The organism is Bacillus sp. 01N42_2 (genome assembly GCF_056399565.1).
In genome coordinates this window covers 193,268-214,266 of record NZ_JBFTRO010000001.1, presented here as the reverse complement: position 1 = coordinate 214,266, position 20,999 = coordinate 193,268, and the positions used below count along the sequence as shown (strand labels likewise).

General features: G+C 45.6%; 21 protein-coding genes, 1 tRNA gene and 1 pseudogene. 16 read left to right on the top strand and 7 right to left on the bottom strand.

The window, feature by feature from the left end; all coding sequences use genetic code 11:
• Positions 1–143: 143 nt before the first annotated feature.
• Positions 144–1,118, bottom strand: a complete 975-nt coding sequence (locus AC1DN5_RS01160) for a LacI family DNA-binding transcriptional regulator (protein WP_016937835.1) — start codon at positions 1,116–1,118, stop codon at positions 144–146.
• Positions 1,119–1,482: 364 nt separating this feature from the next.
• On the opposite strand from AC1DN5_RS01160, the gene AC1DN5_RS01155 reads away from it, so the two are divergent.
• From AC1DN5_RS01155 to AC1DN5_RS01145, 3 genes are all read left to right on the top strand, one after another.
• Positions 1,483–2,715 (top strand): MFS transporter, encoded by a 1,233-nt coding sequence (locus tag AC1DN5_RS01155; protein WP_095241287.1) that lies wholly within the window; start codon positions 1,483–1,485, stop codon positions 2,713–2,715.
• A 14-nt stretch (positions 2,716–2,729) separates the two neighbouring features.
• Entirely contained in the window at positions 2,730–4,199 is a 1,470-nt protein-coding gene (locus AC1DN5_RS01150; protein ID WP_095241288.1) for a glycoside hydrolase family 32 protein, read from the top strand.
• Positions 4,200–4,450: 251 nt separating this feature from the next.
• A tRNA-Arg gene (locus AC1DN5_RS01145) sits at positions 4,451–4,526 on the top strand.
• A gap of 850 nt (positions 4,527–5,376) precedes the next feature.
• Here AC1DN5_RS01145 and AC1DN5_RS01140 read toward each other — a convergent pair.
• Positions 5,377–5,688 (bottom strand): hypothetical protein, encoded by a 312-nt coding sequence (locus AC1DN5_RS01140; protein ID WP_045925896.1) that lies wholly within the window; start codon positions 5,686–5,688, stop codon positions 5,377–5,379.
• A gap of 16 nt (positions 5,689–5,704) precedes the next feature.
• On the bottom strand, positions 5,705–7,084 hold the full coding sequence (locus AC1DN5_RS01135; protein WP_366969957.1) for a lipase: 1,380 nt from the start codon (positions 7,082–7,084) through the stop codon (positions 5,705–5,707).
• A 107-nt stretch (positions 7,085–7,191) separates the two neighbouring features.
• Between AC1DN5_RS01135 and AC1DN5_RS01130 the strand changes: the two genes are divergently transcribed.
• From AC1DN5_RS01130 to AC1DN5_RS01115, 4 genes and pseudogenes are all read left to right on the top strand, one after another.
• The gene (locus tag AC1DN5_RS01130) at positions 7,192–7,506 is read left to right on the top strand and encodes a DUF1433 domain-containing protein (protein ID WP_366969811.1); all 315 of its coding nucleotides are present in this window, start codon (positions 7,192–7,194) and stop codon (positions 7,504–7,506) included.
• 105 nt (positions 7,507–7,611) lie between these two features.
• The gene (locus AC1DN5_RS01125) at positions 7,612–7,896 is read left to right on the top strand and encodes a DUF1433 domain-containing protein (RefSeq protein ID WP_366969810.1); all 285 of its coding nucleotides are present in this window, start codon (positions 7,612–7,614) and stop codon (positions 7,894–7,896) included.
• 260 nt (positions 7,897–8,156) lie between these two features.
• Positions 8,157–8,303 (top strand): annotated as a pseudogene (locus tag AC1DN5_RS01120) (DUF3237 family protein); the annotation flags it as partial.
• Between the two features lie 21 nt (positions 8,304–8,324).
• Positions 8,325–8,813: a phenolic acid decarboxylase gene (locus AC1DN5_RS01115; RefSeq protein WP_045925902.1), complete on the top strand. Its 489-nt coding sequence runs from the start codon at positions 8,325–8,327 to the stop codon at positions 8,811–8,813.
• A gap of 53 nt (positions 8,814–8,866) precedes the next feature.
• On the opposite strand, the gene paiA is transcribed toward AC1DN5_RS01115, so the two are convergent.
• The gene (paiA, locus tag AC1DN5_RS01110) at positions 8,867–9,385 is read right to left on the bottom strand and encodes a spermidine/spermine N(1)-acetyltransferase (RefSeq protein WP_366969809.1); all 519 of its coding nucleotides are present in this window, start codon (positions 9,383–9,385) and stop codon (positions 8,867–8,869) included.
• Between the two features lie 119 nt (positions 9,386–9,504).
• On the opposite strand from paiA, the gene AC1DN5_RS01105 reads away from it, so the two are divergent.
• Both AC1DN5_RS01105 and AC1DN5_RS01100 read left to right on the top strand, forming a co-directional pair.
• Positions 9,505–10,140 carry a YczE/YyaS/YitT family protein gene (locus AC1DN5_RS01105; protein WP_064778582.1) on the top strand — a complete coding sequence of 212 codons (636 nt, stop codon included), beginning with the start codon at positions 9,505–9,507 and terminating at the stop codon, positions 10,138–10,140.
• 37 nt (positions 10,141–10,177) lie between these two features.
• Positions 10,178–10,708: a dihydrofolate reductase family protein gene (locus AC1DN5_RS01100; protein WP_095241296.1), complete on the top strand. Its 531-nt coding sequence runs from the start codon at positions 10,178–10,180 to the stop codon at positions 10,706–10,708.
• Positions 10,709–10,737: 29 nt separating this feature from the next.
• On the opposite strand, the gene AC1DN5_RS01095 is transcribed toward AC1DN5_RS01100, so the two are convergent.
• From AC1DN5_RS01095 to slrR, 3 genes are all read right to left on the bottom strand, one after another.
• Entirely contained in the window at positions 10,738–10,938 is a 201-nt protein-coding gene (locus tag AC1DN5_RS01095) for a hypothetical protein (RefSeq protein ID WP_049627452.1), read from the bottom strand.
• 133 nt (positions 10,939–11,071) lie between these two features.
• A complete protein-coding gene (locus AC1DN5_RS01090) occupies positions 11,072–12,535 on the bottom strand; it encodes a carboxylesterase/lipase family protein (protein ID WP_366969808.1) in 1,464 nt (487 codons plus the stop codon).
• Positions 12,536–12,615: 80 nt separating this feature from the next.
• Positions 12,616–13,071, bottom strand: coding sequence for an HTH-type transcriptional regulator SlrR (slrR, locus tag AC1DN5_RS01085; protein WP_003151541.1), 456 nt, complete (start codon positions 13,069–13,071; stop codon positions 12,616–12,618).
• A 245-nt stretch (positions 13,072–13,316) separates the two neighbouring features.
• On the opposite strand from slrR, the gene AC1DN5_RS01080 reads away from it, so the two are divergent.
• The 7 genes from AC1DN5_RS01080 (at position 13,317) to AC1DN5_RS01050 (ending at position 20,981) form a co-directional block, all read left to right on the top strand.
• A complete protein-coding gene (locus AC1DN5_RS01080) occupies positions 13,317–14,024 on the top strand; it encodes a YveK family protein (RefSeq protein WP_047477241.1) in 708 nt (235 codons plus the stop codon).
• Positions 14,025–14,029: 5 nt separating this feature from the next.
• The gene (locus AC1DN5_RS01075; RefSeq protein WP_016937854.1) at positions 14,030–14,710 is read left to right on the top strand and encodes a CpsD/CapB family tyrosine-protein kinase; all 681 of its coding nucleotides are present in this window, start codon (positions 14,030–14,032) and stop codon (positions 14,708–14,710) included.
• 223 nt (positions 14,711–14,933) lie between these two features.
• Positions 14,934–16,751, top strand: coding sequence for a nucleoside-diphosphate sugar epimerase/dehydratase (locus tag AC1DN5_RS01070; RefSeq protein ID WP_188154420.1), 1,818 nt, complete (start codon positions 14,934–14,936; stop codon positions 16,749–16,751).
• Positions 16,752–16,766: 15 nt separating this feature from the next.
• Positions 16,767–17,906, top strand: a complete 1,140-nt coding sequence (locus AC1DN5_RS01065; protein WP_342007092.1) for a glycosyltransferase family 4 protein — start codon at positions 16,767–16,769, stop codon at positions 17,904–17,906.
• The gene (locus tag AC1DN5_RS01060; protein WP_045925910.1) at positions 17,903–18,745 is read left to right on the top strand and encodes a glycosyltransferase EpsE; all 843 of its coding nucleotides are present in this window, start codon (positions 17,903–17,905) and stop codon (positions 18,743–18,745) included. Before AC1DN5_RS01065 ends, AC1DN5_RS01060 begins: the two co-directional genes overlap by 4 nt.
• A complete protein-coding gene (locus AC1DN5_RS01055; protein WP_366969807.1) occupies positions 18,738–19,874 on the top strand; it encodes a glycosyltransferase family 1 protein in 1,137 nt (378 codons plus the stop codon). The genes AC1DN5_RS01060 and AC1DN5_RS01055 overlap by 8 nt, the downstream gene beginning before the upstream one ends.
• A 3-nt stretch (positions 19,875–19,877) precedes the next feature.
• The gene (locus AC1DN5_RS01050) at positions 19,878–20,981 is read left to right on the top strand and encodes an EpsG family protein (protein WP_064778589.1); all 1,104 of its coding nucleotides are present in this window, start codon (positions 19,878–19,880) and stop codon (positions 20,979–20,981) included.
• Positions 20,982–20,999 lie beyond the last annotated feature (18 nt).

Below are 20,999 nucleotides of genomic sequence, written 5' to 3'. Positions count from 1 at the left end.
CAACCTTTTCTTCTAACACCATTTTTCCCAGAAAACAAAAAGTTCAAACAGCAAAGTGAAAATGGGTATTAACAACGCCGGCGCTTGAGAAAATGATATGGCTTGAGCAGCCGAAATAGAACGCTGGCGTGCTGTACGGCTGATTAAGTTGTCTGACCTTCCAGAAACCGCACCGGCAAATACGTTTCCAGCGGCAAATCATCAAATTCGCCTTCAATTTCTTTTACTAAAATCTCGATGGCTGTTTTGGAAATCAATTCGATCGGCTGCTGGATGGTTGTCAATTCCGGAAGGATCGATTGAACGGTTTCGGTGCCGTCATAACCGATCACTTTTAATTGAGCCGGGATGTCTTTTCCCCGTTTTTTGGCCTCCGTCATGACTGCTGCCGCCATCAGATCATCACTGGCAAAAATTCCGTCGGTGTCAGGCTGTTCATCGAATAACGATGAAATGATGTCGTGGTCATGTTGATAAAAGGGTACTTCATATGTAATGGGCTGCCTTCCGTGTTTACGCATGACATCTTCGTATGCTTTTCTTCTGAGGTTTGCCGGTGTTTCGAGTTCAAGCGGGCCGTTGATATGGACGATGTGCCGGCACCCTTTTTCGATCAGCAGTTCCGCCGCTTTTTTTCCGCCGTCATAGTTGTCTGAGCCGACGACGGGAATTGAATCCGATAAGAAATGATCAATGGCGACAATCGGCAGATTTTGCTTATGATAATTGAGAATTCCCCGGTTGTAAGTCACAGCGATCACGCCGTCCACTTGGTTTCTTATCAGCATCTCCACATATTTTTCTTCTTTATCCTTTCGATGTAAACTGTTGCAAAGCAGCAGTTTGTAGCCCATGGACGTACAAATGCTTTCAATATGAAAAGCGAGTTCGCCGAAAAACGGATTGCCGGAGTTTGGGATGATAAGCCCTATTAAATTGGTTCTTTTACGGAATAAAGAGCGGGCGAGATCGTTTGGAAAGTAATTGATTTCTTCCATCGCCTTGTACACTTTTTCTTTTGTTTTTTCGCTGATATAGCCGCGGTTATTTAATACCCGCGAAACGGTTGTAGAGGAAACTCCCGCTATTTTTGCAACATCGTGAATGTTAGGCTTCATTCCCTTGCCCTCCTGCTTTACTGAAATGGCTTACAATTCTCGTCACGCACTTATTTTAGAGAATCGGGCTGACATGCGCAAGGAAATTCCATATTTCTGCTAGGGGTGCGTTTTGTTCGATTTGAATAATCAGAAAATTATATGTCAACCGATTGACATATGAAACCGGTTGACATACAATTCTTTATGAAAGCGCTTTACAAAAAGGATGAAGGGAAGTGACGGCGGCTGTTTGCGTAATGCAGCTAAAGTGAAGTACCGGACAGCGCCAAAAAGAAAGCGCTTACTTTATAGCGGGAAGGAATGACATGGCTCAGCGGTTCGAGAACGTGGATGAAAAGGTCCTATTAAAGGAGCGGTGAAAATGAAAAACGCAAAAAGTCTGTATTGGAAACTGAGTGCTTATTTTTTCTTTTTCTTTTTTACTTGGTCTTCCAGCTATTCTTTATTTGCGATTTGGCTGGGGCAGGAAATCAATTTAAACGGGTCAGCGACAGGCATTATTTTTTCTATAAATGCCGTATTTGCCTTGTGCATGCAGCCTCTTTACGGTTTTATTTCTGACAAATTGGGGCTGAAGAAAAAGATCTTATTTATGATCAGCTTTCTTCTTCTATTTACAGGTCCGTTTTATATTTTCATCTATGGACCGCTCCTGCAGTACAATGTCTTTCTTGGCGCCATTGTCGGAGGCCTGTATTTGGGAGCCGGCTTTTTGGCGGGGATAGGCGCGATTGAAACGTACATTGAAAAGGTCAGCCGAAAATATCATTTCGAGTATGGAAAATCAAGAATGTGGGGCTCATTGGGCTGGGCGGCGGCTGCATTTTTTGCAGGACAGCTTTTCAATATCAATCCCAATATCAATTTCTGGATCGCGTCTGTTTCAGCCGTCATTTTAACGGCCATTATCATGTCTGTAAAAATCGAAATGACAGACCACGAGAAAAACAGAGCGGATTCGGTCCGGTTAAAAGATGTGGGGCGGCTCTTTTTAATAAAGGATTTTTGGTTTTTTATGATGTACATTATCGGCGTGACCTGCATTTACGGCGTATATGATCAGCAGTTCCCGATCTACTATGCGTCTTTGTTTCCTTCAGTGTCGATAGGCAACCAAGTATTCGGCTATCTTAATTCAGTCCAGGTATTTTTAGAGGCCGGCATGATGTTTCTTGCGCCTTTTATCGTCAATAAGTTCGGAGCGAAAAACAGTTTGATTTTAGCGGGGTTTTTAATGGCTTTCCGCATCGTCGGGTCTGGAATTGCAGTTGAGCCTGTAGGAATTTCATCAATGAAACTCATCCACGCACTGGAACTGCCGATTATGCTGATCGCCGTTTTTAAATATTTGGCGGCCAATTTTGATACGCGTCTGTCGTCCGTCCTTTATCTCGTCGGTTTTCAATTCGCATCTCAGGCAGGCGCGTCGATTCTGTCGCCGCTGGCGGGAGGATTATATGACAGTGCGGGGTTCCGTCAAACTTATCTCATCATGGGAATCGTCGTCTTTGGTTTTACCATGATTTCCATTTTTACTTTATTAGACTCGAAAAAAAACAGCAAGCGTGTGCAGGATTTACAAAAAATCGGATAGAGAGGATGTTACAAATGGATAGAATTCAGCAGGCTGAGGAAGCTTTGAAAGAAGCCGAGGGTAAAGTGAAACAAAGATATCGGCTGGGGTACCACATTATGCCCCGGGCGAATTGGATCAATGATCCGAACGGCCTTATTCAGTTTAAAGGAGAATACCACGTCTTTTTTCAGCATCATCCGTATGATGAGAATTGGGGGCCGATGCATTGGGGGCATGTAAAGAGTAAAGATCTCATTCATTGGGAGCACCTGCCGGTTGCCTTAGCTCCGGGTGATGCATTTGATCAAAGCGGCTGTTTTTCGGGAAGCGCGGCCGATGATAACGGACGCCTTACTTTAATCTATACAGGCCATAATATGATTGATCAAGAGAAAGACCTTTTCTATCAAACTCAAAATATCGCGGTCAGCCAAGATGGGGTTGTGTTTGAAAAGCTTCAGGAAAACCCCGTTATTGCAGCACCGCCGGAAGACAGCGCCCGTCATTTCCGCGATCCGAAAGTATGGAAGCATCGCGATGATTGGTATATGGTCATCGGCAACTCCACAAAAGAAAACGTCGGACGGGTCGTTTTATACCGTTCATCTGATTTACGTGATTGGGAATACGCAGGTGTTCTCGCCCAAAGTGACGGTCATCTCGGCTATATGTGGGAATGTCCGGATTTCTTTGAATTAGGCGGCAAACATGTCCTGCTGATTTCGCCACAGGGTATTGAAGCCGACGGCGATTTATATAACAATTTACATCAAACCGGTTATTTAATCGGTGACTATAATTATGAAACAAATAAATTTACACATGGCGCTTTTACAGAGCTGGATTACGGCCATGACTTTTACGCCGTGCAAACATTACTAGATGATAAGGGACGCAGAATCGCTATCGGCTGGATGGATATGTGGGAATCTGAGATGCCGACAAAAGCGGACGGATGGTGCGGTGCATTGACGCTGCCGCGAGAACTGACATTGCGTGACGATCATAAACTTTTGATGAATCCCGCCGAAGAAACCAAGCAGCTGCGAACAAAGGAATACCGGGAATGTGCAGGCCGGCAGATATCAGGGAGTTACTTGGCAAAGACGTCCGAAGACCTGCTTGAAGTTCGAGTCGTGTTTGATATAAACGATTGCGATGCCGAATCGGCAGGTTTTAAGATTCGCGGCCTTGGTGAAGAAGAACTTGTGCTTAAGTACAATCTAACGGATAAAAAATTGACACTTGATTGCACCAAAATGGGGAAAGCGAAAGACGGTGTGAGAAGAGTGCGGCTGGATGCAAGCGGCAAGCTGGCGCTGCGGATATTTATTGACAGATCTTCGATTGAAGTATTCGCCAATCATGGAGAAGCAACGATGACAAGCCGTATCTATCCGAAAGAGGGCAGATTGGGGCTTGAGCTGTTTTCTGAGAAAGGCGCTGTAAAGGTTGAGGAATTCACCTATTGGACGTTAAAAGACATTTGGAAAAAAAGCTGAAACGTGCTTTTTCTGAAGTGACTGGAAAAGTACTGAGCAGCTGAAATGACTGATCGCATCAGGCGTGTGAGCCTTTTGAAAAACAAGACGTTATGCGGGGCGGGATTATGCTGCATGAGGACGCTGCATAATCCTGTTACTATACATACATCACTGCAGCATAAGCGCCGTAAAGTTCACTATTATTGAAAAAGTGTTGCTTTCTGCGCGTGTCTTTATTATAATATAAAGGTATCTGATTGAAAAAACGTGCGCTCGTAGCTCAGTTGGATAGAGCGGTGGTTTCCGGTACCACGTCTGTCGGGGGTTCGAATCCCTCCGAGCGCGTCATAAGCATGAGATAGCTTTAAATGAATAAAGCTTAAAGAAGTCGAAAACCCTTGCCGTGCAAGGGTTTTTCTTTGTTTCGATGGACTTATTGGGAACACGCGAAAGCGTTAAAAAACGTTATTATTTCATTTCGTTTTACACAATCTTTGCACATGGCTTTGAGTCGTATCAATACTAGCAAGTCCTAATCGTTTTGATACATCATAAATGGATCGTAAGCCATAATGTCGTAACGACAGCAACCATAAAGTAATCTCCGTCAGTAAGCTTAGTACCATTTTTAATTAAGACGTTCGCAACCCAATTGGCTTTTGTTCCTTCTGACGCATTGAGAGCGACCTTCTTACCAACATTGTAATAAACCACTTTGAATAAATAATACACTAACGTACAGAACAAAAAGAGCAATATGAACTTTCCTATGAACAATAACACGCTTCAATCACTCCTTCCTTACAATACCCATTATTTTACCAAATAAGGATTTTGTTTAAAAGAGGATATAGCCTAGCCGAAAAAAATCCCACTCGTTTAGTGTCCCGGTGGCTTTTCCTGCAGCGTGGCGGTTTATCCTTTTTCCAAGCATGCCGTTTTTAGCAGCTTGAACATCGTCAAGAATACGCGCGATCTTATACAATAAACCCCTTGTTTTTTATGTTCATGAAAAGCTTCTTTTATTCTCCCGCTCTCACTTCCCGCCGGCTACTCATTCCGACTGACGGATCAAAGGATTATCAAAAAACCTTATATATCAACGTTCATAGAGGTATATGATACATTCTCCGAGCGTGTCAGTTAAGACGATAGGAAAAACCCCGCAAATAATAAATCCGCGAGGTTTTTTATTTTACCTTGTTTTGAAACTGTTAATGAATGTGTCTCTGTTATTTTCAGTGCCGGCAATCAGCCGCGCACTTTCACTGATCCGCTGTGCGAGAGCTTTTTGCGCCTTGCCTTCGAAGCTGTTCAATAAAGCTGAGTAAACTTCATATAATTCATCTTTCAATGTGTCCATTTCGAATGTCGGTTTCAGCGTTTGGCGCACTGTTTCCAGTTTTGTCCCCGCTGCCTGCGTCATGACGGTTTTCAGCATTTGCCGCTGCAGCCTTTTCTTCATCGGGTCGTCCTTGTGTTCTAAAAGTTCGTCTAATGTCGGCATTATGTATCCACCTCTATCATCTTAACCAGTTTGCGAGCATCTGGTCTTTTTCCTGAAATTTGTCCGCTATTTTATGTAAGAATCCGCCGATCTCTTCAAGGTCCGTGATCGCCGCCTGCAAAGAATCAATAAACGCCTGCTCAGCCTGAGTGTCGTAAAAAATCGGACCTTTATCGTAGGATTGCGCAATATCTTCAATTGTATTGGTCACGTCCTGTGCTTGAAGCTGATCAAACAAGCCGTGTCCGACTTGGCCGTAAAATTCGGTTTTCAGCTCGGCAATTTTTTCATCGTGCTCTTGATAGGCGTTCTGCGCTTCTTTTTTCATCGTCCGCAAATCCTCAGTCATGGCCTGTACCTTTTCAGCCAGCTTCTTTGCGTTTTTCGGCGTTACTTTTATCGCATCTCCGCTTCCGATCGCACCGGCCGGCAGAAGAGCGCCGAGATTTTTATCGAAGACTAACTCATCTCCGTTCGGATTTGTGATGTTTCCGTTTCGGTCAAATATGAAATTCGCTTCGTTTAAGCCGTGTGTATCCGGATTTCTCAGAATGACGGTAGTAAAGAAATAAGCGAGATTCTTGCTGATCTGCTCGTTTAAGTTCCCATCAAGCCGCTGCTTTCGGCTGAACTGTGAGAGTGAGGGGTTTTTCGTATAAATCGTTGTCCCGTTGTGGCGATCATATTCGTTCCAATAACCTGCCCCGACCATGTCGTCCGGATTGATAATTGACCGGATGTAAGGATCGTATATGCCGCTGTTGATGTCTTTCTGTGTTTCTTCATCGTGCAGTTTCACGACGGAAGGACTGTTAAACGCAACGGCATAAATATCATTATTCACCGCGCTGTATTCGGCCTCAGCGCCGCCGAGTGAATGGCCGGTTGTTGAAATAATCGTTGACGTTCCGGCATACTTTTTCTTTACGCTGCGTACCAGCTGATCGGCTTGATCGATTTGTGATGTTTTCGTTATCAGCTTATACTTTCCGGTTGTGAGCATGGCGTCTTGAGAGGGCGTTCCATTGTATTTTCCGAGTGTTTTAGACGTGTCTTCCGCATCTTTTTTTACAATATAATACACTTCTTTTTTGGGATTATTTCCAAAAACAATATTCCCGCCGTCCGCTTTTACGCCGTCATTGATCGGGTCTTTTCCGATATCGGTTCCGGCAAAGGCGACGACCACGTTTTCGGGGTTTTTTGATTTTATCCGTTTACCATTTTTCTTCACTGCTTGTACTAATACAACCGCATCGAGCCCTGTATCATCGTCTGTTTTTATTTGATCGACGTACCAGTAAGTAGGTTTTGAAATGGAAGAATTAATACGTATATACTCATTGTTCTCTAATTTCCTTTTAAGATAGTCATAATTATAAGCACGTTGACTCATCCTGTAATATGTTTCATCTGTCAGGCTTGAAGTCCTAATTTTCTTGGCCAAGATATACAGCACCTTTCTTGTCATGTAAAATAGGGTAAGGAAAGGGATGATTTTTTTTGAAAAAATACCTTATTATTGTACTAATGTTAATTATAACTGTTGGAGGATTGATTATGAAGCATCAATATGATGTGAAAAAGGAAGAAAAGGCTCTTTTTGAAAAAGCCAAAAGTAAAATGACCGAATACTTGCACCGCGAGTATAAGGGAATAGAGAAAATTTCTTATGATGATTATTTTATTGATCCAACTGGCGGAATCACAGTTGAGGGGTATCTAAACGGCGATAAAAGTAAAGAATTTGATGGCTTATATGATCCTGTAGGTGACAAAATAGGGAGCTCCTCTGTGGATGCGGAAGAAAAATTTTAAGACGCCTAAATGCACCGGATGTCACCGGCCATTTTTTCTAGTCCGCGAATGAAAAAATATATTATGATCTTCATGGTTATCTTTATAGCAGCCGGAGGTTTTATAATGAAGAGTATGAATGATAAAAATGTTCAGGCTGAAGAGATAAAGATTGCTCAGAAACGAATGGAGAAATTTATCAAAGCGAATTATGAAGGAATACATAACGTTACATTTAAAGATAAATACGAAATCGATCCAATGGGCGGGATAGAGGTATTTGGCTATTACAACGGTAATACATCGAATAAATTCGATGGTATTTATGATAAGGCAAATGACAAGATTATGGGACACACTATAGACGCTGTAATAAAGAAAGAATGCAGAGATAAAGATTGCGATTATTAATAAAGACGCTCGTCTGGTATGAGCATACACTAAACGAAAAAGACAAGGGTTCGGCATTTGCCGCCCTTGTCTTTTTTGTTGAACACCTCTTTTTTCGGGTAAACTTTATCAGAGGCAGCTCATTATTTGACAGTCCATTTTAACAGCGTTACAATTAAACGTGTAAATAGTTACATGTTTAAATAAACATAATATCTCGGGAGGTGATACGTTCTTGAATGAACCTTCTTTAAAAAAGTCATCAATGATTAGTGAACGGCATCATTGATCCCGAGCATGTTTATTTCGGACTGTGCCTATGTTTGAAGCAAGCAGTGAGGCATATCAGTTTGCAGGACCGGCTGTTTATCGGGGCTGCGGTCAGATTGCCGGATGACATTCGGCTGGATATTTATGAAGTTCAATAATGATATGGAGAGTGAGTCGACATGGAAAACTTTATCGGAAGCCATATGATTTACACGTATGAAAACGGCTGGGAGTATGAAATTTATATTAAAAATGATCATACGATCGACTATCGGATTCATAGCGGTATGGTAGGCGGACGCTGGGTGCGCGACCAAGAAGTGAATATCGTAAAGCTGACAGAAGGCGTATATAAAGTGTCATGGACTGAACCGACAGGCACAGATGTTTCATTAAACTTTATGCCGAATGAAAAACGGATGCACGGGATTATTTTCTTCCCGAAATGGGTGCATGAGCATCCGGAAATCACCGTATGCTACCAAAATGATTACATTGATGTGATGAAAGAGTCACGTGAGAAATATGAAACGTATCCTAAATATGTCGTTCCTGAGTTTGCGGATATTACGTATCTCAACAATGCGGGAATCAATAACGAATCATTGATTTCAGAAGCGCCGTACGAAGGAATGACAGATGATATTCGCGCAGGAAAATTAAAATAATAGAAAAAACCCGGCTCAGATGCCGGGTTTTTTGTGTATGAAATCAGGAAATCCTACGACAGGGTTTTGGTCATGATAAAGTCGACTTGTTCATCATCCCCCATAAAAAAAGAGTGTTCTCCCGTTTGGACAAACCCCATTTTTTTATAAAAGGCGATTGCGTTTTCGTTTTTTTCCCATACGCCAAGCCAGATTTTCTTTTTGTTGTGTTCGGCAGCGATTTTCACAGCTTCATTCAGCAGATATTTGCCAAGCCCGTGTTTCTGATGGTTTTTTCTTATATAAATTCTCTCAATTTCCAGAGAATCATCACCCATTTTTTCTGATTGAGCTTCATCCATGTTGATTTTTACATATCCCGCAAGATCATCATCATGATAGACAAAATAGAATTGTGAAGACAGATTGGATAATTCCGTTTTCAGCTTTTCAGTGTGGAATGCATTTTCCAAATAAGCCTTCATATTTTCAAGTGAATTTTGATCTGTAAATGTAGCATTGAATGTTTCAATGCTTATCTCCCGGAGTGCTGTTATATCGTCGAGGCTGCATTTTTTTAATTTGATGCTCATGTTCATACAGCTCCTTTCTTATTTATGAAATATTGTAATTGCAATAAAAATACCGTATATTAAATATAATGTGGTTTTGTTGTATTTGCAACATAAAATATGAAAATGAGGCCGGTAACATGAAATATGGTTTTTATATTTTGGGAATCATTATATTAACTTTTGGTATTTCTGTCACGATTCAATCTGATCTTGGAACGTCGCCTTTCGATGCGCTAATCGTGGGGCTGTCTGTACATGCTGGGCTGACTGTAGGAAGCTGGGAAATCATCATAGCTTTCCTGTTAATATGCTGCAATTCAATGTTAAAAAGACAAAGACCGGAATTTTCAGGGATGATTACGGCGTTTATAACGGGAATCGGGATTGATATGTGGCTATTTTTCCTGCATCGTTTCATAGTGCCTGAACCATGGTACGAAAAAGCGGGTTGTTTTGCCATCGGTTTGGTTGTAATAGGGATTGGAACCGCGGCTTATCTGCACACAAATTTCGCACCGATCCCGGTTGATCGGTTAACGTTGATTATCCGCGAATTAACAGGGAGAAGCATATTCTTTTCAAGAACGGTCATTTACTTCGTGTTTTTCATATTGGCCTTGATCTTAAAAGGTCCGGTCGGCATCGGGACGTTATTCACCGTTTGTTTAGGAGGGCTCATCCTTCATTTCTTTATGCCGATTACAGGAAGATGGATAGACGGTATTTTAACAGCATCTCAAAAGCAGAAAGATAAGAAAAAATGGTATAATTAGTTTGTATGAACTTGTAAAAAAGGGGGAGGGATTTTTCATGGGCGGTCAAAGAAAGCTCGTTTTTTACGGTGCTGTCAGCGCAGATGGCTATCTTGCGCGGGAAAATCATTCTTTGGATTGGTTAATCGGGACTGAAGGTGAAGAAGACACCGATTATGCATCTTTCTATGAATCTGTCGATACGATCATTATGGGCAGAAAAACATATGATGAAATTATGACGTTATTTCCCGAGGAGTTTTTGTATAAGGGAAAAGAGTGCTATGTGTTTTCACGGACATTGACCGGGCGTACTGAAAATGTGCGGTTTATTCATGAAGAGCCTGCCGGTTTTATACAAGCGTTGAAACGCCAAGAAGGCAAGCGGATTTGGATTGTCGGCGGGAGTGATTTGCTGCACCCCGTTTTGGAGGAAAAACTTGTCGATGAGTTTATCATTCAGGTCGCCCCTGTTCTGCTCGGCCGGGGAATTCCGTTATTTAAACCCAGAGATCGGGAGACCGGGCTGAAGCTGACGGATGTCCGGCGCTATAAACAATTTGCGGAATTGCATTATGAAGTGAGATAAATGAAATAGATGAAAGAAACCCAGTAAGGTTACCGGGTTTCTTTTTCATGTTTGTTTTTATGTTTTGAAATTGTGTGGGCCGGCCCGTATGAAAATCCTGCAGCCATGATGACAGCGCCTATCCACCTCACGGCATAGAAATCAGTGTCGCGCAGGAAGACAACTGAAACTAAGATCATCAGCGCCCCGATGATAACGGCAGCTGTGCCGATAATACTTGATTTCTCCATATAAAAACTCCTTTATGAATGGTTAGATGATCAGTTATAAAGGAATATAACATATAAGGGTTAATGTGGAAAATTGAGGTCTGAACTGGGATGAAAACGAAACCCCAAGGGAACCTGATCCCTTGGGGTTTTTTTATGCTTGAAACAGGATACGGCGTTTGGCGGAATCGGGATCACTTTCCGTCGAGACGGCTGTGTTGAAAATGAGCGTCTCACGCGAGCCTGTTTCATACTGAGGCCAATGGAGCTGATCGGTGTCCGGGTTTCCTTTTTTCGCAAAGGCCAGCCATGCGGATTGCATCAGCCTGGAGAGCTCTTTTGCATCTTCACCGGGCGGTTCCTTCAGCGTCTTTTTCAAAGAATCAAAGTTTCCGAACACAAACGGCAATTCCAGAGCGTGAACCGCTTTATGAAACGGCGGTGTTTCGCCATGCCAGTCAAAGCGGTACATCCAGACGGGTGCGAATCGCGATTGTCCTTGTGCGAAAGCGACAGCCGGCCGCCAGAATTTCAGATCCGTCATCATATCAATTTGTCCTGTTAAGGAATGAGGATATAAGGGTGCCGCTTGCAAATAGCCTTCTTCTCCAAGATGATGGCGCAAATAATCGGCGTGCTCCTGTTCGGAATGAACAGGTGAATCAGGGGTGAAAAATAAATATCCTTCATCCCGATTGGTGCCGATGAGTATCGGTATGCCTTCTGCCGCACCGCCGTGAATCGCTTTTTCAGGTTCCTTCGGCAATGTGGCCGGATCTATGGCCGGCTGATAAAAAAGATGAAAAATATTCTGTCCCTTTATACTGTTCACTTTTCCGGCAGCTGTGAGAATGTCATCTGTCGGGAGGGTATGCAATTTGCTCATATCATCTGTCTTAATACCGGCCTCGCTGATAAAAGTCTCGGCAATGTCTTTTGCCATATCAGCAGTCATCGTCTGAGAGGCCCCGCTTTCTAAAATGGCTTTATGAAACAGGCCTTTTGCGTCAGGCATTGCCATAAGGGAGGCGATGCTCATGCCGCCTGCCGATTCACCAAATACCGTGATGTTATCAGGGTCCCCTCCAAAAGCGGAAATATTGTCCTTCACCCAGCGCAGTGCGGCGATCTGATCGAGCAGGCCGATATTGCCGGGATACGCGTCAGAAATAGAAGACAAATGTAAAAAACCGAACGGCCCGAGCCTGTAATTAAGTGTCACCACAATGACATCTCCTTCAGCGGCAAGAGCAGACCCGTCGTAAATCGGTTCGCTTCCGGCGCCTAAAAAAAATGCGCCGCCGTGAATCCATACCATGACAGGCCGTTTCACACCCTCTGGTTCCGGGGCGAACACATTGAGGTAAAGGCAATCTTCAGATTGAGGCGGAACATCTCCGGAAAACGACATGGACAGCAAATCAGCGGGCTGCGGACAAACCGGTCCGAACGAGTCGGCATGTTTTACGCCGTCCCAAGGTGCGGGCGGCTCCGGCGCTTTAAATCTCAGCTCTCCGACGGGCGGCTTGGCGTAAGGGATGCCCTTCCATGTGCGGACACCGCGGCCGGCCGTTCCTTTTAATGCGCCGCAGCGGGTTTGAACGGTAAGTTTTGTCATGACTTCATCCCCTTTTTTCTTTTCATTATATACAGAGATGAAGACATGAAGCGAATGAAATCCCTTTCATCTGCATATGATCAGTAACGTTTCCGTTCTAAAAATGATCTGACTTCCTGAACGGACAAGCCGAGTTCTTTTGCTTCCTGCATCAGCGCTTTCCATTCCTCAATGTTCGATTCAGTCAGTTTTCTGTTGCGGTAGGGTGCGGGCTCCGGCCGTTTTTCAGTCAGTTTGTTCGTAAAGGTGAACAGTTCTTCTTTCGGCATGCCTGACTGCACAGCCTGCACGAGATGAATGCGCCACTCATCTTCCGTGCCTCCCATATGATGCAGCATCGTTTCGGCATCAAAAAGCTCCGTCAGATCGACTTGAAGGGTGGCGGACACTTTTTTAAGAAATTGGATGGACGGATTTGAGTGAACCCCCCGTTCTATCTTGCTTAAATAAGATTTAGAGACTCCCGCTTCGACTGCTAGCTGATTAATAGAGTAGCCTTTTCTTCTGCGGTATAAACGTATTATTCTTCCAATCATTGTGCTGAATTCTCCCCTGCATACTGACATTTTTTCGTTCATTATAAGAAATTTTTCGTTCTTTATAAAATTTAAAATTAAAAGGTAAGTGCAGTAAATAAGAGGAAAATCACGATAATGTTCTCTAAAAAGAACCAAATGGCTTAATTTGAAATTTTCAAATTTCGAGCTTTTCTTTTATAATCCAATCATTAACAGAAGGGGGCGTTTAAGCCTGATGCAACAAGGATGAGGCTGTATATTACATGAATGAGAATATGAGTTTTAAAGAATTATTTGACATTATTAAGCACAGATTTTTACTGATTTTTATCATGACAGCAGCGGTGACGCTGATAACGGGATACATCCAATTCCGGGTGATTTCGCCCGTTTATCAGGCGTCGACACAAGTGCTCATTCATGAAACAAGCGGTGAAAAAAATTCGAATCTCAGCGACGTTCAGCTGAATCTTCATTACAGCACCACGTTTCAAACGATAATGAAAAGCCCGGTTGTGCTTGAGAAAGTGAAACAGACGCTGCATCTTTCTGAGACGGCATCCGCTTTAAAAGCAAAGATCACGACAAGCAGCGAAACCGATTCAGAAATCATCACCGCAGCGGTGCAGGATGAGAATCCGAAAAAGGCCGCCGCAATAGCGAACACGCTGATGAAGACATTTAAAAAAGAAGTCCGCGACAGGATGAATATAAAAGGCGTCATCGTTTTGTCAGAGGCGAAAGCATCGGAAAGCCCGATGGTCAAGCCTTCGCGCATCCGGAATATCATGATGGCATTCGGTGCGGCTCTTATGGCCGGTGTGACGCTTGCGTTTTTTCTCCACTTTCTTGATGAAACCGTTAAGAGCGAGCGGCAGCTCAGCGAAAAAACGGACTTGCCCGTTTTAGGGGTTGTGTATGATATCAAAAATCAGCAGACACGGTCTGATGAAAAACATTTCGGGGAGTGAGGCGTTTGGGATTCAGAAAAAAGAAGTCAAGACGGGGATTGGCTCAAATATCTGTTTTACATCACAAATCATTGGTGGCTGAACAATACCGCACCATTCGGACAAATATTGAGTTTTCCTCTGTCCAGACCCATCTGCGCTCCATTCTCGTCACTTCTTCCGTTCCGGGGGAAGGAAAATCATTCAGCGCCGCCAATCTTGCCGCGGTATTTGCGCAGCAGGAGAAAAAGGTGCTGCTCGTCGATGCGGATTTACGAAAACCGACGATACACGAGACTTATCAGCTTGAAAATGTACAAGGCCTTACGAATGTGTTAGTCGGAAACGCTTCTCTCGATGAAACGGTGCAAAAAACGCTGATTGACAACCTCTATGTCCTAACGAGCGGGCCGACGCCGCCGAATCCGGCAGAGCTTTTGTCCTCAAAGGCGATGGGAGAGCTGATTCAGGAGATGTACAGCCGGTACAGTCTTGTTGTTTTCGACTCACCTCCGCTTTTGGCGGTGGCTGACGGACAGATTTTAGCAAACCAGACGGATGGAAGCGTTCTCGTCGTTTTGAGCGGAAAAACGAAAATGGATACCGTCCAAAAGGCGAAAGACGCGCTCCAGCAGTCAAAGGCGAAGCTTCTGGGCGCGCTGCTGAATAAAAAGAAAATCAAAAAAACAGAGCACTACTCGTATTGAGCGGTGCAGGTGATGTCTCCTTACCTTTATCAACGGAGGCACTCGGCTCTGCTGTGGGCAGCGGTTTCTGCTGCTGCCTTAGATGCTGGTCGTCGGTGGCGGGGTGTGAGGACGGGTTAAATGCCCAATTTATCTTAATGCTGCATTGTTATCGTTTTAGCTGTTATGCCAGTTTTTTTACGAAAACCGTACCAGCTAAACCGATAAATGAGGAGGGGAAAGATTGACTTACCGGAGAAGACTTTCAATGATTTTTGCATTGGATACGTATCTCGTTTTACTTTCCGTTGTTATAGGATATCAATTTTTTGAGGATTCTTATCACTTTTATGACTCCGGAGCGTTATTGCTGACCGCCGTGAGCATGCTGATCAGCCACCATGTATGCGCTTTTATGTTTCATCAGTATAAGCAGGTATGGACGTATACGGGAATAGGCGAGCTGCTTGATCTGCTGAAGGGGATCACTCTGTCCGCAGCCGTGACAGCCGCCGTCCAATACGGGGTGTTCCACACGATTTTGTTCCGGCTTTTAGCCGTCAGCTGGATGATTCAGCTCTTGTTTATCGGAGGAAGCCGGATGATTTCGCGCGTGCTGAAAGAAACGATCGGCAGGAAGCAAAATGACTCTTCCCGGGCGCTGATCATCGGCGCGGGCGCAGGGGGGACGCTGCTCGCCCGTCAGCTTACGCAGAAAAATGATCTCGGGATCATGCCGGTGGCTTTTATTGATGATGATCAGACGAAGCATAAGCTCAAAATTATGGGTCTGCCCGTCATCGGCGGAAAAGAAAGCATTATGCCGGCGGTGCAGAGGCTGAGAATTCATCATATCATCATCGCCATTCCGTCTCTTTGCCCCCATGAGCTCCAAACGCTGTACAAAGAATGTGTGCAGACGGGCGCCCATATTAAAATCATGCCGCAATTTGATGAGATCCTGCTCGGAACGCAGGCTGCCGGAAACATCAGGGATGTAAAAGCCGAAGATCTCCTCGGCAGAAAGCCGGTCACCCTTGATACGAGCAAAATTTCTGACAGCATAAAGGGGAAAACGATTCTGGTCACGGGCGCCGGCGGCTCTATCGGTTCTGAAATCTGCCGCCAGATCAGCGCGTTTCTTCCGCATGAAATCGTCCTTCTCGGCCACGGGGAGAACAGCATTTATTCGGTGCATAACGAACTGTCCGCACGCTTCGGCAAAGAGGTGCTTTTTCACGCGGAGATTGCCGATATTCAGGACAGAGATAAAATCTTTACATTGATGAAGAAATACGAGCCGCACGTCGTCTATCATGCGGCCGCTCATAAACATGTGCCGTTAATGGAACATAATCCTGAAGAAGCCGTCAAAAACAATATTATCGGCACGAAAAATGTCGCCGAAGCCGCCGATATGTGCGGAACGGAAACATTCGTGCTGATTTCTTCTGACAAAGCGGTCAATCCGGCCAATGTCATGGGCGCGACGAAGCGGTTTGCGGAAATGGTCATCATGAACCTCGGAAAGGTCAGCCGCACCAAATTCGCCGCCGTCCGTTTCGGAAATGTGCTCGGGAGCCGAGGCAGCGTCATTCCGATTTTTAAAAAGCAGATTGAAAAAGGCGGACCCGTCACCGTCACGCATCCGGCGATGACAAGATATTTTATGACGATTCCCGAAGCGTCAAGACTCGTCATTCAGGCGGGGGCGCTTGCAAAAGGGCGGCAGATTTTCGTTCTGGATATGGGAGAGCCCGTCAAAATCGTCGACTTGGCAAAGAACCTGATTCATTTATCAGGCTATACGACAGAACAGATTCCCATTGAATTCTCAGGCATCCGCCCGGGAGAAAAGATGTATGAAGAACTGCTGAATCATAATGAAGTACATACGGAACAGATTTTTCCGAAAATCCATATCGGGAAAGCGATCGACGGGGATTGGGGCGTGCTCATCCGTTTTATGGAGGAATTCAGCCGTCTGCCTGAAGATGAGCTGAGAAAACGGCTGTTTGAGGCGATTGAATCAGTACATGAAGAAGCGGCCGCAGGCGTGTGATGGGAGGACAGAAAGATGACGAAAAAAGTATTATTCTGCGCCACAGTCGATTATCATTTTAAAGCCTTTCATCTTCCGTATTTTCAATGGTTTCAGGATATGGGCTGGGAGGTGCACGTCGCGGCAGGCGGTCATATGAACCTTCCGTTCGTTGATAAAAAGTTTTCCATTCCGATCCGGCGCTCCCCGTTTCATCCCGAAAATCTTTCTGTTTACAGGCGGCTGAAGCAGCTCATTCAAGACAACGGCTATGACATGATTCACTGTCATACGCCGGTCGGCGGCGTACTCACCCGCCTTGCTGCGAGACAAGCGCGCCAAAAAGGGACAAAGGTGCTGTACACCGCGCACGGCTTTCACTTCTGCGACGGAGCGCCTCTTAAGAACTGGCTTCTTTATTACCCGATCGAAAAATTTCTCTCTTCTTATACAGATTGTCTCATTACCATTAATGAAGAAGATTTCGAACGGGCCAAGCAAATGAAAAAAACGGATTGCGACGCGAAAAAAATACACGGCATCGGTGTTAATACAGACAGGTTCTGCCCTGTGAGCCGGGGAGAAAGTGAACGGCTGAGAAAAAAACACGGCTTCAGCGCCGGGGAATTTATCCTCGTATATCCCGCCGAATTAAACGGCAACAAAAATCAGGGTATCCTCATTGAGTCTGCGGCCTTGCTGAAGCGCAGCATCCCGGAGCTGAAACTCGTGTTTGCCGGAGAAGGCGCGATGGAAGAGCCGTACAGAAAAAAGGCTGAATCACTTGGGGTATCCGACATTGTGCGATTTTACGGTTTTTGCCGCGACATTCATGAGCTGATTCAGCTTGCCGATCTGTCTGTCGCCTCAAGTCTCCGCGAAGGGCTCGGTATGAATCTGCTTGAGGGGATGGCTGCCGAAAAGCCCGTCGTTGCCGCGGACAACAGGGGGCACCGTGAGATCATCGAAGACGGTGTGAATGGTTTTCTCGTGCCGGCCGGAGACAGCGCAGCGTTTGCCGATCGGATTGAAAAGCTGTACCGCTCCCCCGGCCTGCGAAAAGCAATGGGGCAAAAAGGGCGCAGTACGGCGGAATGTTTTTCAGAAACACGCACGGTAAAGGAAATGGCGCATATTTACGCCGGCTATATGGATAAAAAGGAGAAAAGCGTATGAATGCAGGAGCACAACCGAAAATTTCCGTTATCATGGGGATTTATAATTGCGAACAGACTTTAGCGGAGAGTATTGAATCCATCCTGAGCCAATCTTATAAGAATTGGGAACTGATTATGTGTGATGACGCATCAACTGACGGAACGTATCAGATTGCGCGCCGCTATGCGGACCATTACAGCGACCGGATCACGCTGATTCAAAATAAGACAAATCAACGGCTTGCCGCTTCGCTGAACCGCTGTCTGACATACGCAACGGGGGATTATATCGCCAGGCAGGACGGTGATGACATATCCGTCCCGAGAAGATTGGAAAAACAGGCCGCTTTCTTAAACAAGCACGCCCACTATCAAGTCGTCGGCACGGGTATGCTCGTATTTGACGAATTCGGCGTCAGGGGCGCCCGGCTTTTGCCGCCCGTGCCGAAACCGGGAATTATGGCGAAAGGCACACCGTTCTGCCACGGCACCATTATGATGCGGGCCGAAGCGTACAAAGCGCTCGGCGGCTACCGGTCAGTCAGGCGGACGCGGCGGATGGAGGATATCGATTTGTGGCTGCGCTTTTTTGAAGCGGGTTTTCGAGGGTACAACCTTCAGGAAACGCTGTATAAAGTCAGAGAGGACAGCGATGCGTTTAAACGGAGATCGTTTACGTATTCCATTGATAACGCGGTGCTCGTTTTTCAGGCGTGCAGACGGCTGAAACTGCCGCTTTCCCATTACGTGTATATCGCAAAACCGCTCATCCGCGCTATCACGCCGCCCGCGGTCATGAACCGTTATCATAAAAACAGGGACGTCCGCCAAAAAGAAGGGCTTGCCGAACATGACTGACAAACCGGCGCGGGTGCTGCACATTTTCAGCGGGATGAACAGAGGCGGCGCAGAAACGATGATGATGAATTTGTACCGGAAGATGGACAAAACGAAGGTGCAATTTGACTTTTTAACCCATAGGAACGATCCGTGCGCTTATGATGAGGAAATTCTTGCTCTCGGCGGACGGCTTTTTTATGTGCCGAGCATCGGCAGCACAAACCCGATTACTTTTGTGAAACAGGTCAAACGGGTGATTCAGGAAAAAGGACCGTTTGCCGCCGTGCATGCTCATACCGATTTTCAGTCGGGATTTATCGCATTGGCCGCTCGTTTAGCAGGCGTCCCCGTGCGGATCTGTCATTCGCACAGCACATCGTGGCGGGGGCGGTCGTCCGGGCTCGGCAAGATGCAGATGTTTGTGTTCCGGCGGCTGATTACGGCCAATGCCACCGCACTGTGCGCCTGCGGAGAAGAAGCGGGCCGTTTCTTATTCGGAGAACAAAAAGACGTGCGGCTTTTGCCGAACGGCATTGATCTTGACTTATTTGCCGGCGGACGCGCGGATACAGAATCTGAAAAAAGGAAGCGGGGCATTGCCGCCGGCCGATTGGTGATTGGTCATATCGGCCGCTTTACAGAGGAGAAAAACCACGAATTTTTGCTCCGGCTGGCCGCTGATATGAAAGAGCGGGGCATCGGTTTACAGCTGATTCTCGCCGGAGACGGTCCGCTTCGCACCGATATGGAAAAACTGGCGGAGAAGCTGGGGCTTGATGATGCTGTGCGTTTTATCGGTGTAGAGGATCGCGTTCATGATCTGCTGAAAACGCTGGATGTATTTGTCATGCCGTCTCTTTATGAGGGGCTGCCCGTCACGCTTGTTGAAGCGCAGGCCTCCGGGGTGCCGTGCGTCATATCAGACGGCATAACGGAAGAAGCCGATGCCGGGCTCGGGCTGGTCAAAAGGCTCAGCCTCAAAGAACCGCCTGAACGATGGGCATCCGCGATTTTACGGGCAGCTGAGGCGCCAAAGCCTGGCAGGGCGCGCATTAAAGACACACTCGGACGGCTGGGATATGACGCGGGAGAGAATGCGGGGGCTGTTATGAAGCTTTACAATATGAACTGTGAAAAGGAACAGTAACGAATGATTGTATATGTAGTCAATATGGGAATTGTTTATATTTGGTCATGGTTCGCAAAAATGTGCGGCGGGCGTGATCAATCGCTTTCAACCGGATACCGGCCGAATCAGCTCGTCATGCTCGTTCCGCTGGCATCGCTTGTATTGGTTTCCGGTTTGCGTTACAGAGTCGGGACGGATTTTCAGACGTACGCGCTGATGTACAAACTGGCGGGAAATTACGGGAGCATATGGGAGATCTTCGGGTTCGGAGCGAAAAAAGCAGCCGTTGATCCGGGATTTACCGCTCTTATCTGGCTCATGAATTTTATCACGAAAGATCCGCAAATCATGTATTTCACCGTGGCGGTCGTGACGTGCAGCTTTATTTTAAAGGGGCTCGTTGAGTTCGGACGTCCGTTTGAACTGAGTGTGTTTTTGTTTTTAGGCACGTATCATTATTACGCTTCCTTTAACGGAATCAGGCAGTATATGGTGGCGGCCGTTTTGTTTTGGGCAGTCCGCTATGTGATAAATGGAAGCTGGAAGCGTTATATGTCCATCGTGCTGTTGTGTTCGCTCTTTCATTCCTCGGCCATAATCATGATTCCGGTTTATTTCATTGTCAGAAGAAGAGCCTGGTCGCCCGCGATTTTCGGGCTGTCGGCCTTGTTTCTTCTCATGACGTTTCTGTATCAGAAGTTCATTTCGCTGTTTGTCGTCGTGCTGGAAAACAGTTCGTACGGCCATTATGAGAAATGGCTGATGACCAACACGAACGGGATGAACGTCGTAAAAATCGCGGTGCTGCTGCTGCCGCTGTTTTTGGCTTTTTGCTACCGGGAGCGGCTGCGGAAGCTCTGGCCTGACATTGATGTTATCGTGAATTTCTGTCTGCTCGGCCTGCTTTTCGGTCTGCTGGCGACAAAGGATGTTATTTTTGCCCGGTTTAATATATATTTCGGCCTTTACCAAATGATCCTGATCCCTTATTTTGTGAGGATTTTTGATGAAAAATCGAATGCGCTGATCTATATCGCCATTATTGTCTGTTATTTTCTTTACAGCTATTTGCTTATGCCGGTCGATTCGTCTGTGCTTCCGTACAGAACGATTTTTTCCCGGTAATGGAATACTGGAGGTTTA